Raw genomic sequence first — 14,166 nt, forward strand, 5'->3', positions numbered from 1 at the left:
ACGCCTGGTGACGCCCGTACCAGTCTAGCGACTACCGACGGGTGTGGCCCGAACCACGCACGAGCCACTTCGTACTCGTGAGTTCCGGCAGCCCCATCGGTCCGCGGGCATGGAGCTTCTGGGTCGAGATCCCGACCTCCGCGCCGAATCCGAACTCGGCACCATCGGTGAAGCGGGTCGAGGCGTTGACCATGACGACGGCCGAATCGACCTCGGCGAGGAACCGGTCGGCGTTCACCACGTCGTTCGTGATGATCGCGTCGGTGTGTCCGGTGGAGTATCGATCGATGTGCTCGAGCGCGGCGTCGAGGTCGTCGACCACGCGCACCGAGAGCTCGAGCGACATGTGCTCGGTGGACCAGTCCTCCTCCACGGCGGGCACGACGTCGGCGAAGACCTCGCTGGCACGTTCGTCCGCGTGGATGAGCACCCCGTGCTCGCGCAGGTCGCCGAGCACGGCGGGCAGCAGGCGCGCGGCCGCAGCGCGGTGGACGAGGATCGTCTCGAGCGCGTTGCAGACCGATGGGCGCTGCACCTTGGCGTTGCGCACGATGTCGACGGCCCAGTCGAGTTCGGCACTCTCGTCGAGGAACACGTGGACGACGCCGGCACCGGTCTCGATCACGGGGACCGTCGACTCCCGGACGACCGTTTCGATGAGTGACGCGCTCCCCCGCGGGATGAGGACGTCGATCAGGCCTCTGGCGTTCATGAGCTGCTTCGCACCGTCGCGACCGAACTCGTCGATGGTCTGCACCGCATCCCCCGGAAGGCCGACGGACTCGAGTGCCGATCGCAGCAGCCCCACGAGGACCGCGTTCGAGTGTTCCGCCGCTGACCCGCCGCGGAGCACCACGGCGTTGCCGCTCTTGATCGCGAGGGCGGCGATGTCGACCGTGACGTTCGGGCGCGCCTCGTAGATCGCGCCGACCACGCCGAACGGGACGCGTACCTGCTCGAGCTTCACCCCGTCCGGAGTGTTGCTCCCGCGGACCACCTGGCCGACCGGGTCGACGATCGCGATGACGTCGCGGACGGCCACCGCGAGCCCGTCGATCCGGCCCCGGTCGAGGCGGAGACGGTCTTGCAGGCCGACACTGATGCCCTGCTCGCGTCCCGCGACGAGGTCGCGCTCGTTGGCGGCGATGACCGCATCCGCACCCTCGACGATCGCGACGGCGATGGCCTCGAGGGCGCGGTTCTTCTGCGCGGTGGTCGCCTGGGCGAGGACCCGGGAGGCACGCTTCGCGGCAGTGAGACGATCCACGAGTGGCAGCACGGTGGTGGTTGTCGACGACATGCGTCGATTCTACTCAGCGGCGTCTGGTGGACGCTCTCCGTGTCACGCCGGTTGGAACCAGGTGCCGAGGTGCTCACCGCGGAGGGCGGATGCGACGTTCGTCGTCGACGTCACGAGGACGGACGTCCCCGCCTCGGCGGCCAACCGGGCGGCCGACACCTTCGTGCCCGCTCCCCCGGTGCCGACGCCCGCGGAGCCGATGTCGCCGAAGGTGACGCCCGAGAGGGTGTCTCCGAACGGGACCTCCTCGATGCGCTCGGCACCCGCTTCGTGCGGAGGGCGGGTGTACAGCGCGTCGACGTCACTCAACAGGACGAGGACGTCGGCCGCGACGAGGACCGACACGAGGGCGGCAAGGCGGTCGTTGTCGCCGAACCGGATCTCATGCGTCGCGACGGTGTCGTTCTCGTTGACGATCGGCAGGATGCGCAACCCGAGGAGGCGTTCCATCGCCCGCTGGGCATTGCTCCGGTGACTGGGGTTCTCGAGGTCACCGGCGGTGAGCAGCACCTGGCCCGCGACGATGCCGAACCGGTCGAGGCTGTCCTGGTACCGGTAGATCAACACGTTCTGCCCGACGGCGGCAGCCGCCTGCTGCGTCGCAAGGTCGCTCGGACGGGCGTCGAGACGGAGGTAGGGCATCCCGGTCGCGATGGCGCCCGAGGACACGAGGATGACCTCGGTGCCTCGGGCGTGCGCCTCGGCCAGAGCCTCGACCAGCGCAGTGATCTGCCCGGCGTTGTCGCCACTGATCGAGGAGGACCCGACCTTCACGACGATGCGTCGCGCCGAGGGGATGCCACTGCGCTGGTGGATGGTCACCGGTCGTCGTCCTCCGTCGCGACACCCTCGTCCTGCTGTCCGTCGGCCGGCACGGAGCCGACCTCGAAGCCCTCGTCGTCGTTCCAGAGACCGGCCGCACGTTCGCGGAGCAGCTCGGCACGGGCCTCGGCCTTGGCGTCCATGCGCTCGAAGTACTCGTCGCGACGCTGGTTGCGCGTCGGGCGGTGGCTCGCGTCGAGACGCGGGTCCGTTCCACGCGGCTGCGTCAGCAGTTCCGCGGTGCTCGTGAGTGTGGGCTCCCAGTCGAAGACCACACCGCCACCCGCGCCGATCATCACGGTCGCGCCGGCGACGGCACCGGCCTTGAAGAGCGCCTCTTCGACGCCGAGCTTCGCCAGGCGGTCCGCGAGGAACCCGACGGCCTCCTCGTTGTTGAAGTCCGTCTGCTGCACCCAGCGTTCCGGCTTCGCGCCGAGGATGCGGTAGAGGTTGCCGTAGGTGCCACCCTCGACCGTGACGGTGAACTTGGAGTCGTCGACCGGCTTCGGGCGGAGCACGATCCGGGGCTTGGCGGCCTCGAGGGCTGCGCGGGCGCGGCTCTCCTCGACGAGCTCGCTCAACGCGAACGAGAGCTGTCGGAGGCCTTCGCGCGAGACCGTCGAGATCTCGAAGACCTTGTAGCCGCGCGCCTCGAGGTCAGGACGCAGGAACTCGGCGAGCTCCCTCGCCTCCGGGACGTCGATCTTGTTGAGGGCGATGAGCTGCGGGCGCTCGACCAGCGGCGTCTGCCCCTCCGGCACCGGGTAGGCGGCGAGCTCGGCCAGGATGATGTCGAGGTCGCTGATGGGGTCGCGTCCCGGTTCGAGCGTCGCGCAGTCCAGCACGTGGAGGAGCGCGGAGCAGCGCTCGACGTGACGCAGGAACTCGAGACCGAGGCCCTTGCCCTCACTGGCGCCCTCGATGAGCCCGGGGACGTCCGCCATGGTGTAGCGGACCTCACCGGCCTCGACGACGCCGAGGTTCGGGTGCAGGGTGGTGAACGGGTAGTCCGCGATCTTGGGCTTCGCCGCGGACATCGCCGCGATGAGGCTGGACTTGCCGGCGGAGGGGTACCCGACGAGCGCGACGTCGGCGACGGTCTTCAGCTCGAGAAGGACGTCGCCTTCCCAACCGGGCGTGCCGAGCAGCGCGAAGCCGGGGGCCTTGCGCTTGGTCGAGGAGAGTGCCGCGTTCCCGAGGCCGCCCTGGCCGCCGGGAGCGACGACGAACTCCATGCCGGGCTCGACGAAGTCGACGAGTTCGACGCCGTCGACGTCCTTGACGACCGTGCCGACGGGGACGGGCAGGATGAGCGTCTCGCCCTGGAACCCGTTGCGGTGGTCGCCCATGCCGAAGCCGCCGGTGTCGGAGCTCCGGTGCGGTGACCGGTGGTACCCGAGCAGCGTCGTGATCTGAGGATCGGACACGAGCACGATGTCACCACCGTGTCCGCCGTTGCCGCCATCGGGGCCGGCCAGCGGCTTGAACTTCTCGCGCTTCACGGAGACGCAGCCGTTGCCGCCGCCGCCCGCTCGCAGGTGCAGTGTGACCCGGTCGACGAATGTGACCATGGACGCTCAGCCCCTCTCTGGATCATGGAACTCGGTTGTACGACAGCAGGGGGCGGGCCGAAGCCCGCCCCCTGCTGGAAAGACGTTGTTGCTACTCTGCAGCAGCGACGATGTTGACGACCTTGCGGCCGCCCTTGTTGCCGAACTGCACGGAGCCGGCCTCGAGGGCGAACAGCGTGTCGTCGCCGCCACGACCGACGTTGGCGCCGGGGTGGAAGTGCGTGCCTCGCTGACGGACGAGGATCTCGCCCGCGAGGACGACCTGGCCGCCGAAGCGCTTCACACCGAGACGCTGTGCGTTGGAGTCACGACCGTTGCGAGTGGAACTCGCACCCTTCTTGTGTGCCATCTCTTCTTCTCCTCGATGCCTTACTTGATGCCGGTGATCTTGACGCGCGTGAGCTCCTGACGGTGCCCCTGACGCTTCTTGTAACCGGTCTTGTTCTTGAACTTCTGGATGATGATCTTCGGACCGCGGAGGTTCTCAAGCACCTCGGCCGTCACCGTGATCTTCGCGAGCGACTTCGCGTCGGAGATGATCTTCTCACCGTCGACGTGGAGCACCGCGGGAAGCTCGATGTTGCCATCCTTGTCGGCCTTGACCCGGTCCATCGTGACGATGGTTCCGATCTCGACCTTCTCCTGCCGTCCTCCGGCGCGCACAACTGCGTAAACCACTACGTACCCGTTCTTTGGGGAGCGAAACGCTCCGACTGACTGTTGCTGGAAGTTACTGCTCGGAAAGGCTCGAACACGTGGGACACCTTGATGGCAGAAAACCGTTGGGCGTGGCATTGAAAACTCAATGCACACCAACGGTCGAGTTTACTTCATCGTGCAGTCCAGGTCAAACCAGTGGGCACAGAACCTCGTGACCGAGGTTGCTCCTCACGGCTCCCACACCGGACGCACTCGACAAGTGTACCCCGGGGGCTCCTGAACGCCGGCCGGGTGCCCGGCGCGTCCGACCACGGACGGGAATCGCGATGGAGGCTCGATGGTTGGATGGAGGCATGACGGTGCTCATCGATCCCCCGCTGTGGCCGGCGCACGGCACGCTCTGGTCCCACGTGGTGAGCGACAGCTCCCTGGAGGAGTTGCACGCCTTCGCCGGACGCACCGGGCTCCCGCCGCGATCGTTCGATCTCGACCACTACGACGTCCCCGCCGAGCGCCATGCGTCGCTCGTGGCGGCCGGCGCCGTCGCGGTGACCGGCGGCGAACTGGTCCGTCGACTCATCGCCAGCGGCTTGCGCATCACCGCACGCGAACGGCGCGCCTCCCGAGGAGACGCGCCGTCCTGATACGACCGGACTATTCGGCCTGACGCTGCGCGCCGTCCGAGCCGACGGCCTGTCCGCCCGCGAGTGAGGCGGTCGACACCCGGCGGCTCCGGCCGCGACCCTGGCCCGGCTGCTTCGGCTCGGGGAGCGCGTCGAGGACGGATTCGAGCAGGTGCTCGGGGTCCGCGACGGCTGCGCGACGCGGCTTGTCGGCGACCGGTGCGATCGGCAGGTCGAGCAAGGCCAGCGTCGGGGCCGCGGATTCGGTCGGCGCCTCGGTGGGGCGTTCCTCCGAAGAACTCCGCCGGGACCCGTCCCCGCCACGACGACGCGGTTCACGCTTCTCGCGCCGGCTCCGACGACCGTCATGCGACCCGGACTGATCCTCCGGTGACGTCGTGGACTCGTCCGCGGCCGACTCCTCGGAGCCCTGCGCCTCGGTGTGCTGCGACTGCGTGTGCTGCGCTTCGGCCACGACGGCGTCGGCCACGGCCTCGGCAGCGGCGAGCTCCTCATGGTGCAGCGTGCGCGCCGCGATCAGGGCGAGCGCGTTCTTGGCGTCGTCGGTGATCCCGTGCGTCTGTCCGGCCGGCTTCTGCTGAGCGCTCTGGCCGTTCGAGGACGGCTGGCCGCCCTGGGACCCGCCCTTACCGCGCCGGCGCTGCTGCTCCGGCTGCGGCGTCTGGCGGTGCTTCACGACGGGGTCGTGATGCACGACCACGCCGCGTCCGGCACAGACCTCGCAGGGCTCGCTGAACGTCTCGAGCAGGCCGAGGCCGAGCTTCTTACGCGTCATCTGCACGAGACCGAGCGAGGTGACCTCGGCGACCTGGTGCTTCGTGCGGTCACGGCTGAGGCACTCCACGAGGCGGCGCAGCACGAGGTCGCGGTTCGACTCGAGCACCATGTCGATGAAGTCGACGACGATGATCCCGCCGATGTCGCGCAGCCGCAGCTGACGCACGACCTCCTCAGCGGCCTCGAGGTTGTTCTTGGTGACCGTCTCCTCGAGGTTGCCGCCGGAACCGACGAACTTCCCCGTGTTGACGTCGACGACCGTCATGGCCTCGGTGCGGTCGATCACGAGGGATCCGCCGGACGGCAGCCAGACCTTGCGGTCGAGCGCCTTCTCGATCTGCTCGGCGATGCGGTAGTCGACGAAGGAGTCGCCCGTGCCGTCGTACGGCTCGACACGCTCGAGCAGGTCGGGGGCGACGCCGCGCAGGTAGCTCTGGATGTCCTGCAGCGCGTCCGAGCCCTGGATGACGAGCTTGTGGAAGTCCTCGTTGAAGACGTCGCGGATGATCTTGATGAGCAGGTCGGGCTCGCTGTGCAGCAGTGCCGGTGACTGGACCGTCTCGATCTGACGGGAGATCTCCGACCACTGCGACTTCAGCCGCGTGACGTCGAGCGTGAGCTGCTCCTCGGTCGCGCCCTCGGCGGCCGTGCGGACGATGACGCCGACGTTCTCCGGAAGGACCTCCTTGAGGATCTTCTTCAGGCGGGCGCGCTCCGTGTCGGGCAGCTTGCGCGAGATGCCGTTCATCGAGCCGTTCGGCACGTAGACGAGGTACCGACCGGGGAGCGAGACCTGACTCGTCAGGCGCGCGCCCTTGTGTCCGACCGGGTCCTTCGTGACCTGGACGAGGACCTTGTCGCCGCCCTTGAGCGCGAGCTCGATCCGGCGGGGCTGGTTGCCCGTCTCCACGGAGTCCCAGTCGACCTCGCCGGAGTAGAGCACCGCGTTGCGTCCGCGACCGATGTCGACGAACGCCGCCTCCATGCTGGGCAGGACGTTCTGCACGCGGCCGAGGTAGACGTTGCCGATGAGCGACGCCTCCTGGCTCCTGGCGACGTAGTGCTCCACGAGCACGCCGTCCTCCAGCACGCCGATCTGCGTCTTGCCGTTCTTGGAGCGGACGACCATGACACGGTCGACCGACTCGCGGCGGGCGAGGAACTCGGCCTCGGTGACGACCGGACGACGACGACCGGCGTCGCGTCCGTCACGGCGACGCTGCTTCTTGGCCTCGAGCCGCGTCGAGCCGCGCACCTTCTGCGGTTCGGTGATGAGTTCCGGCTCACGCGGCGTGCGGACCTTGACCACGTTGCGGGTGTCGGGGCGCGAGTCGCCACCCCGCTCGCCCTGCTCCGGTCCGTCCTCGCCGGCACGACGACGCGTGCGACGCCTCGACGAGCTGAGCTCGGCCTCGAGCGGTTCGTCGTCGCGGTGGACGATCGGCGGCAGGTCGGGCGCCTGGAACAGCAGCATCGTGGTCGGTGGACGCACCGGTGCGGCAGGTGCCGACTGCTCGTCGGGCCCGGCCGCCTGGGCGTCCGTCTCGGTGCTGGTCGACTCGTCCGCCGTCTCGGGCGTCGTGAGGTGCTGGTCGGTCGGTTCGTGCTCGGTCCCCGGCGTGGCCGGATCCTCGGTGTGCTCTTTCACCATTCCTGGTGTACTCCCCTATGCCGGGTCGGTGGCCGCGCCACCCTCCGGTTCTTCGTCTCGTGCGTGCGGCCGCGGGTGCAGCCGTTCGCAAATCCTGTGTGATCGCTGGCTCTCGGAGCTCTCACGATCGTGCCGGCACGTGCCGGCGGGTCCTGGGCTCTCATTGCCCAACAAGCCTGTTGTGTCGTGCGGTCGAGCGCGGCTCGGGCACCACCCCACGATTATCGCACGAACAGGGCCGACGGTCCTGAGTACGGACCACCCGGGCATGTCCCGCCGCCGTTCAGGCGGGCGTGCGAGAATCAGGGCGTGTCAACTCCGGTCATCGACGCGCGCCCCAGGGGCCTCGCGATCTTCCTCATCGTCGCAGGCGTCATCGGGTGGATCGCGGCGTTCGCGCTCACCCTCGACAAGTTCCAGCTCCTGCAGGATCCGAACGCCCAGCTCGGCTGCAATCTGAGCATCCTCGTGCAGTGCGGGGTCAACCTGAACTCCTGGCAGGGTGCCATCCTCGGATTCCCGAATCCGATCATCGGCCTCGCCGCCTGGATCGCCCCGATCGCCGTCGGCGTCGCGGTCCTCGCCGGTGCGCAGTTCGCGCGGTGGTTCTGGATCGCCTTCAACATTGGGTTCCTCGGTGCCCTGGGATTCGTCATCTGGTTGATCTCGCAGAGCATCTTCGTCCTCGGTACGCTGTGCCCGTGGTGCATGGTCACCTGGTCGGTGACGATCCCCTCGTTCATCGCAGTGACCGCGTTCACCCTGCGGAACGGCATCATCCCGGCGTCCCCCGCCGTCCGCCGCGTCGCCGGGGTCGTGTCCTCCTGGATCGTGGTGGTGACGCTCGGGTGCTACCTCGTGGTGGCGGTCATCGCCCAGTTGCGCCTCGACGTCCTGTCCTACCTGTAGTGGCGGCGGCCCGAACGGCCGCCTGCAGCGCACGACGAAGCCCGCCCCCGGAATCGGAGGCGGGCTTCGTCGTGCGGAGTCGGTGCGTCAGGCGAACCAGAGCGCGAGCTCGCGGGAGGCGGACTCGGGGCTGTCCGAACCGTGGACGAGGTTCTGCTGGACCTTGAGGCCCCAGTCGCGGCCGAAGTCGCCACGGATGGTCCCGGGCGCGGCGGTGGTCGGGTCGGTCGTGCCGGCGAGCGAGCGGAAGCCCTCGATGACGCGGTTGCCGGCGACGCGGATCGCGACGACGGGACCGCTCAGCATGAACTCGACGAGGGGCTCGTAGAACGGCTTGCCCTCGTGCTCGGCGTAGTGGGCGGCCAGCAGCTCGCGGTCCGGCTCGACCATGCGCAGGTCCACGAGCGAATAGCCCTTCGCCTCGATCCGGCGGAGGATCTCGCCGGTCAGGTTGCGTGCGACGCCGTCAGGCTTCACGAGTACCAGGGTTTCTTCAACAGCCACGGTCAATCCTTCGCTTCTCGGTAGAGCGCCTGCTGACGCTCGATCTTGTCGCCTTGGACCATCGCATAGGTCCAGACGGCTGCGGCCATCCCGCCGACGAGGAACATCATCGGCACGAGCAGGCCGGTAGCCACGATAGCGGCTTGCACCGCCCAGCCCAGCCAATACCCCCAGCGGAATCGCAGGAGCGGGATCGTCGCGACGATGATCAGACACAGCACCGCTCCGCCGATCAACGCGACCGGGGCCGGGAGGGCCTTCAGCCCGAAGATGACGAGCGCGCCGAGGAACATGACGATCATCTCGAAGCCGAGAATGATCGATCCGAGGGTCTGCTTGATGCTCCGTGGAGCCCGACTTTGTGCCATGCCGCTCATGCGGTCGCCTTCCATTCCCGGTCGTCGGCGACCTCGATCGCCTCGCCCACGAGGGTGATCGAGCCGGTGATCACCACCAGCCGGCGCGGCGCCTCCTCGGCCCAGCGCCGTGCGTCCTCCGCGGCCTCGTCGAGCGTGTCGGCGAAGGTCGACGCCGGCAGGTCGAGCGACGCGGCGAGGCGCGAGAGCTCCTCGGCGGGGATCGCCCGCTCCGACTCCGACTGGGTGAAGAAGAAGCCGGATGCGGCTGGCGCCAGGGTCGTCAGGATGCCGGCGGCGTCCTTGTCCTGGAGGATGCCGACCACGAAGGCGATCTCGTCGACGTCGAAGTAGCTGCCGAGTGCGGCGACCAGGGACGCGGCGCCGTGCGGGTTGTGTGCCGCGTCGACGAGCACGGTCGGTTCGGTGCCGATGAGCTGCAGACGCCCCGGGGAGGCGACCTCGGTCAGCCCCTCCGCGAGGACGTCCTCCGCGATCGGCTGAGTCGCTCCGCCGAGGAACGCCTCGACTGCGGCGATCGCGAGCGTCGCGTTCCGTCCCTGGTGGTCGCCGTAGAGCGGGAGGTACAGCTCCGGGTAGGTGCCGGCGCGCCCTCGAACGGTGATGAGCTGGCCGCCCACCGCCACGGCGTCCTGCACGAGGGCGAACTCCTCACCTTCGAACACGGCCGGGTCGTCGACCGCCGCGGCGGCGTCGATGATCGCCTGTCGTGCGTCGGGGTGCTGAGCGGCCGAGACCACCTGCGCTCCGGGCTTGATGATGCCGGCCTTGGTACGCGCGATCTCGGCGATCGTCTTGCCGAGCCGCTGCACGTGGTCGAGGTCGATGGGCGTGAAGACGGCGACCTCGGCATCGGCGGCGTTCGTCGAGTCCCAGGCACCGCCCATCCCCACCTCGACGACGGCGACGTCGACGGGGGCGTCGCCGAAGCACGCGAATCCCAGGACGGTGAGCGCCTCGAAGAAGGTCAGCGCGGGCTCACCGGCCGCCGTGAGCTCGGCGTCGACCATCGCCAGATACGGCTTGATGTCGTCCCAGTTCCTGGCGACGGCCTCGTCGGAGATCCGCTCGCCGTCGATCCCGATGCGCTCGGTGAACCGGACGAGGTGCGGACTCGTGAAGAGACCGGTGCGGAGCCCGTGGGCGCGGAGGATGCTCTCGATCATGCGCGCCGTGCTCGTCTTGCCGTTCGTTCCGGCGATCTGGATGATCGCGAAGGACGACTCCGGGTTGCCGAGGAGCTCGAGCGCCCGCTTGGTGGCACCGAGACGCGGCTGCGGCTGGGCCTCCCCCAGCCGTTCCAGGAGCTCGCGGTACACGGCGTCGGCGGCATCGGCCGCGGACAACTCGTCTCCGGGGATCAGGTCATCGGACATCGGCGGTCTCCTCTGCGCGCGCGACGGTCACGGTGAAGGCTCCGGCGTTGCCGAACTTCCCGGCCGCGAACGACTGGGCGAAGCCCGACGCTCCAGCCTGCGCCTCGTCGTCGGACCAGGTCAGGGACGTCGCCAGGGTGTCGCCGGCGAGGTCGACCACGTCGAGGGCACTGCGCACCGCGCGTTCGTCGGCGTCGTCCTCGAATCGGAGCTGCAGCCCGATCCGGTCGCTCACCTGCAGGTCCGCCGCCTTCCGGGTGTCCTGCACGGCACGGATGACGTCGCGGGCGAGTCCCTCCGCTTCGAGCTCGGGCGTCAGCGTGGTCTCGAGGAGGGCGAAGCCGCCCGAGGGCAGGAGCGCGAGCGCAACACCACCGGCGGCGCCCGACGAGGCCTCCATGACGAGCTCGTACTCGCCGTCGACGAGCTCGATGCCGCCGGCCGTGACCGTGCCGTCGACCTCTGACCAGTCGCCGCTCCGAGCGCCCTTGATCGCCTGCTGCACCGTCTTGCCGAGGCGCGGACCCGCCGCGCGGGCGTTGATCGAGAGGCGCGAGGTGACGCCGAACTCGGTGCCGCTGGTGTCGGTCAACTCGGCGAAGGAGACGGCCTTGAGGTTGAGTTCCTCGCGGAGGATCGCCTCGAACGGTGCGAGCGACGCGGGGTCGGGCGTGACCACGGTGAGCGAGGCGAGCGGCAACCGGACACGGAGACCGGCCTGCTTGCGGAGGGCGAGGGTGACGCCGGAGACCTCGCGGACCCGGTCCATCGCCTCGACGAGCACCGTGTCCTCCGGGAACGCCTCGGGCTCCGGCCAGTCGGTGAGGTGCACGCTGCGCTCGCCCGTCAGGCCGGTCCAGATCTGCTCCGTGATGAGCGGCAGGAGCGGAGCGGCGACCCGGCAGTACGTTTCGAGGACGGTGTAGAGCGTGTCGAAGGCGTCGCGGTCGAAGACGCCACCGTCGGTCGACCAGAAGCGGTCGCGGGAGCGACGCACGTACCAGTTGGTCAGGACGTCCGCGAAGTCCCGCAGCGAGGCCGCTGCGAGGGTCGCGTCGAACGCCTCGAGGTGGTCGGTCACGGTGACGACGAGCTCACGCGTCTTGGCGAGGATGTAGCGGTCGAGGACGTCGGTGGAGTCCGTGCGCCACACGGCGTCGTAGCCACCAGGCACCGCCGTGTTGGCGTACAGCGAGAAGAAGTACCAGGTGTTCCACAACGGCAGCATCACCTGACGGACGCCCTCACGGATGCCCTCCTCGGTCACGACGAGGTTGCCGCCGCGCAGCACCGAGCTCGACATGAGGAACCAGCGCATGGCGTCGGAACCGTCGCGATCGAAGACCTCGTTGACGTCGGGGTAGTTGCGCAGCGACTTCGACATCTTCTGGCCGTCGCTGCCGAGGACGATGCCGTGGCTCACGACGCTCGTGAACGCCGGGCGGTCGAACAGCGCGGTCGACAGCACGTGCAGGAGGTAGAACCACCCACGCGTCTGGCCGATGTACTCGACGATGAAGTCCGCGGGGCTGTGCGAGTCGAACCACTCGCGGTTCTCGAACGGGTAGTGCACCTGGGCGAACGGCATCGATCCGGAGTCGAACCAGACGTCGAGGACGTCGGTGATGCGGCGCATCGTCGACCGGCCGGTGGGGTCGTCGGGGTTCGGCCGCGTGAGCTCGTCGATGTACGGGCGGTGCAGATCGGTCGGGCGCACGCCGAAGTCGGCCTCGAGCTCGTCCAGCGATCCGTACACGTCGATGCGCGGGTAGGCAGGGTCGTCGCTCTTCCACACCGGGATCGGCGAGCCCCAGTACCGGTTGCGGCTGATCGACCAGTCGCGCGCACCCGCGAGCCACTTGCCGAACTGTCCGTCCTTGACGTTCTCCGGGACCCAGGTGATCTCCTGGTTGAGCTCCTCCATGCGGTCGCGGAACTCGGGCACGCGGACGAACCAGCTCGACACCGCCTTGTAGATGAGCGGCTGCTTGCAGCGCCAGCAGTGCGGGTAGGAGTGCTCGTAGCTCGCCTGACGCAGGAGGCGGCCCTGTGCCTTCAACAGCTGGGTGAGCGGCTTGTTGGCGTCGAAGACCTGGAGACCGGCGACGTCGGACACCTCCGGGAGGAACTTCCCGCCGTCGTCGACGGAGACGATCACCGGGATGCCGGCGGCCTCACACACCTTCTGGTCCTCTTCACCGTAGGCGGGAGCCTGGTGCACGATGCCGGTGCCGTCCTCGGTCGACACGTAGTCGGCGACGAGGATGCGCCAGGCCTGCTCCATGCCCCACTCGGCGTCGGCGTAGTAGTCCCAGAGGCGGTCGTAGGAGACGCCTTCGAGCTCGCGCCCGACGACCGTCCGGGAGACGGCGGCCTGCGCCTCGGCCGGGGAGTCGTAGCCGAGGTCCTTCGCGTAGTTGCCGAGCAGCGCCGAGGCGATGAGGTACTCGCCGCCGAGGACCTCGGTGTCGGCGTGGGAGGAGCCTTCCTCGCGGAGCACCGTGGCGTCGGGGGTGCCGTTCGGGCCGGCCGGGACGACCGCGTACTCGATGTCGGGCCCGACGGCGAGCGCGGCGTTCGTCGGCAGGGTCCAGGGCGTGGTCGTCCAGGCGAGCGCGCGGACGGCGGTGAGCCCGAGGCTCTCGGCCTTCGGACCGACCAGCGGGAAGGTGACCGTGACGGTCTGGTCCTGGCGGGAGCGGTAGACGTCGTCGTCCATCCGCAGCTCGTGGTTGGAGAGCGGCGTCTGGTCGCGCCAGCAGTAGGGCAGCACCCGGTAGCCCTCGTAGGCGAGGCCCTTGTCGTGGAGCTGCTTGAAGGCCCAGATGACCGACTCCATGTAGGTCACGTCGAGGGTCTTGTAGTCGTGCTCGAAGTCGACCCAGCGCGCCTGGCGCGTCACATAGTCCTGCCATTCCTCCGTGTAGCGGAGGACGGAGTCGCGTGCGACCTGGTTGAAGGCGGCGAGCCCCATCTCGTCGATCTGGCGCTTGTCGGTGATGCCGAGCTGGCGCTCCGCCTCGAGCTCGGCGGGGAGGCCGTGGGTGTCCCAGCCGAACCGGCGGTGCACCTGCTTGCCGCGCATCGTCTGGAACCGGGGGAAGAGGTCCTTGGCGTAGCCCGTGAGGAGGTGTCCGTAGTGCGGGAGGCCGTTCGCGAAGGGCGGGCCGTCGTAGAACACCCATTCGGGAGCGCCCTCGCGCTGGTCGATGGAGGCCTGGAAGGTGCCGTCGGCGGCCCAACGGGCGAGCACCCCCTCCTCGATCGAGGGGAAGCTGGGCGACGGCGTCACGCCGAACGCAGCGCCGTTCGACGCCGACTCGGTTGGGGTCGGTTCCTGGGACTTCGGGTAGCTCATCGTTCTCCTGGCAGGTCTCGTGGGTCCTGCGAGGACGCCGGCGTTGCCGACGCGGTACCACCCCGCTTGCCGCTCCACTGGAACGGCCGCTCTACATCGGCTGTGACGGGCCTGACCCGCTCGGTTCTACTGGGCTCCCGCTAATCGGTCGCTGTTCTGCCGAGGACTCCCCGGTGATGGCCGGATCGATGTCGATGGTCCCATCGTACAGCCTGCG

The 14,166-nt window shown here is 69.0% G+C and carries 12 protein-coding genes; 2 read left to right on the forward strand and 10 right to left on the reverse strand.

Annotated elements, in window-relative coordinates:
* Positions 1–31: 31 nt before the first annotated feature.
* The 5 genes from ITJ62_RS08995 to rplU form a co-directional block, all read right to left on the reverse strand.
* A complete protein-coding gene (locus ITJ62_RS08995; protein WP_194601132.1) occupies positions 32–1,300 on the reverse strand; it encodes a glutamate-5-semialdehyde dehydrogenase in 1,269 nt (422 codons plus the stop codon).
* Positions 1,301–1,342: 42 nt separating this feature from the next.
* The gene (gene proB, locus ITJ62_RS09000) at positions 1,343–2,122 is read right to left on the reverse strand and encodes a glutamate 5-kinase (RefSeq protein ID WP_079002325.1); all 780 of its coding nucleotides are present in this window, start codon (positions 2,120–2,122) and stop codon (positions 1,343–1,345) included.
* Positions 2,119–3,693, reverse strand: coding sequence for a GTPase ObgE (gene obgE / locus ITJ62_RS09005; RefSeq protein ID WP_194601135.1), 1,575 nt, complete (start codon positions 3,691–3,693; stop codon positions 2,119–2,121). The genes proB and obgE overlap by 4 nt, the downstream gene beginning before the upstream one ends.
* A gap of 91 nt (positions 3,694–3,784) precedes the next feature.
* A complete protein-coding gene (rpmA, locus tag ITJ62_RS09010) occupies positions 3,785–4,042 on the reverse strand; it encodes a 50S ribosomal protein L27 (protein WP_056006626.1) in 258 nt (85 codons plus the stop codon).
* Between the two features lie 20 nt (positions 4,043–4,062).
* The gene (gene rplU, locus ITJ62_RS09015) at positions 4,063–4,371 is read right to left on the reverse strand and encodes a 50S ribosomal protein L21 (RefSeq protein WP_079002324.1); all 309 of its coding nucleotides are present in this window, start codon (positions 4,369–4,371) and stop codon (positions 4,063–4,065) included.
* A 335-nt stretch (positions 4,372–4,706) separates the two neighbouring features.
* Between rplU and ITJ62_RS09020 the strand changes: the two genes are divergently transcribed.
* Positions 4,707–4,997 carry a DUF4031 domain-containing protein gene (locus ITJ62_RS09020; protein ID WP_064295598.1) on the forward strand — a complete coding sequence of 97 codons (291 nt, stop codon included), beginning with the start codon at positions 4,707–4,709 and terminating at the stop codon, positions 4,995–4,997.
* Positions 4,998–5,007: 10 nt separating this feature from the next.
* Here ITJ62_RS09020 and ITJ62_RS09025 read toward each other — a convergent pair whose 3' ends face one another.
* Positions 5,008–7,425, reverse strand: a complete 2,418-nt coding sequence (locus ITJ62_RS09025) for an Rne/Rng family ribonuclease (protein WP_194601138.1) — start codon at positions 7,423–7,425, stop codon at positions 5,008–5,010.
* A gap of 309 nt (positions 7,426–7,734) precedes the next feature.
* On the opposite strand from ITJ62_RS09025, the gene ITJ62_RS09030 reads away from it, so the two are divergent.
* Entirely contained in the window at positions 7,735–8,334 is a 600-nt protein-coding gene (locus ITJ62_RS09030; RefSeq protein WP_064295599.1) for a vitamin K epoxide reductase family protein, read from the forward strand.
* Between the two features lie 87 nt (positions 8,335–8,421).
* Here the strand turns inward: ITJ62_RS09030 and ndk are convergent, their stop codons facing one another.
* The 4 genes from ndk to ileS are packed head-to-tail and all read right to left on the reverse strand — an operon-like array spanning position 8,422 to position 13,949.
* Positions 8,422–8,838 (reverse strand): nucleoside-diphosphate kinase, encoded by a 417-nt coding sequence (ndk, locus tag ITJ62_RS09035; protein ID WP_064295600.1) that lies wholly within the window; start codon positions 8,836–8,838, stop codon positions 8,422–8,424.
* Between the two features lie 2 nt (positions 8,839–8,840).
* Positions 8,841–9,215 carry a DUF4233 domain-containing protein gene (locus ITJ62_RS09040; protein WP_194601141.1) on the reverse strand — a complete coding sequence of 125 codons (375 nt, stop codon included), beginning with the start codon at positions 9,213–9,215 and terminating at the stop codon, positions 8,841–8,843.
* Positions 9,212–10,591, reverse strand: coding sequence for a folylpolyglutamate synthase/dihydrofolate synthase family protein (locus ITJ62_RS09045; protein WP_194601144.1), 1,380 nt, complete (start codon positions 10,589–10,591; stop codon positions 9,212–9,214). The genes ITJ62_RS09040 and ITJ62_RS09045 overlap by 4 nt, the downstream gene beginning before the upstream one ends.
* A complete protein-coding gene (gene ileS, locus ITJ62_RS09050; RefSeq protein WP_194601146.1) occupies positions 10,581–13,949 on the reverse strand; it encodes an isoleucine--tRNA ligase in 3,369 nt (1,122 codons plus the stop codon). Before ileS ends, ITJ62_RS09045 begins: the two co-directional genes overlap by 11 nt.
* Positions 13,950–14,166: the final 217 nt, after the last annotated feature.

The organism is Plantibacter sp. VKM Ac-2876 (assembly GCF_015350715.1).
Taxonomy (GTDB): Bacteria; Actinomycetota; Actinomycetes; order Actinomycetales; family Microbacteriaceae; genus Plantibacter; species Plantibacter auratus.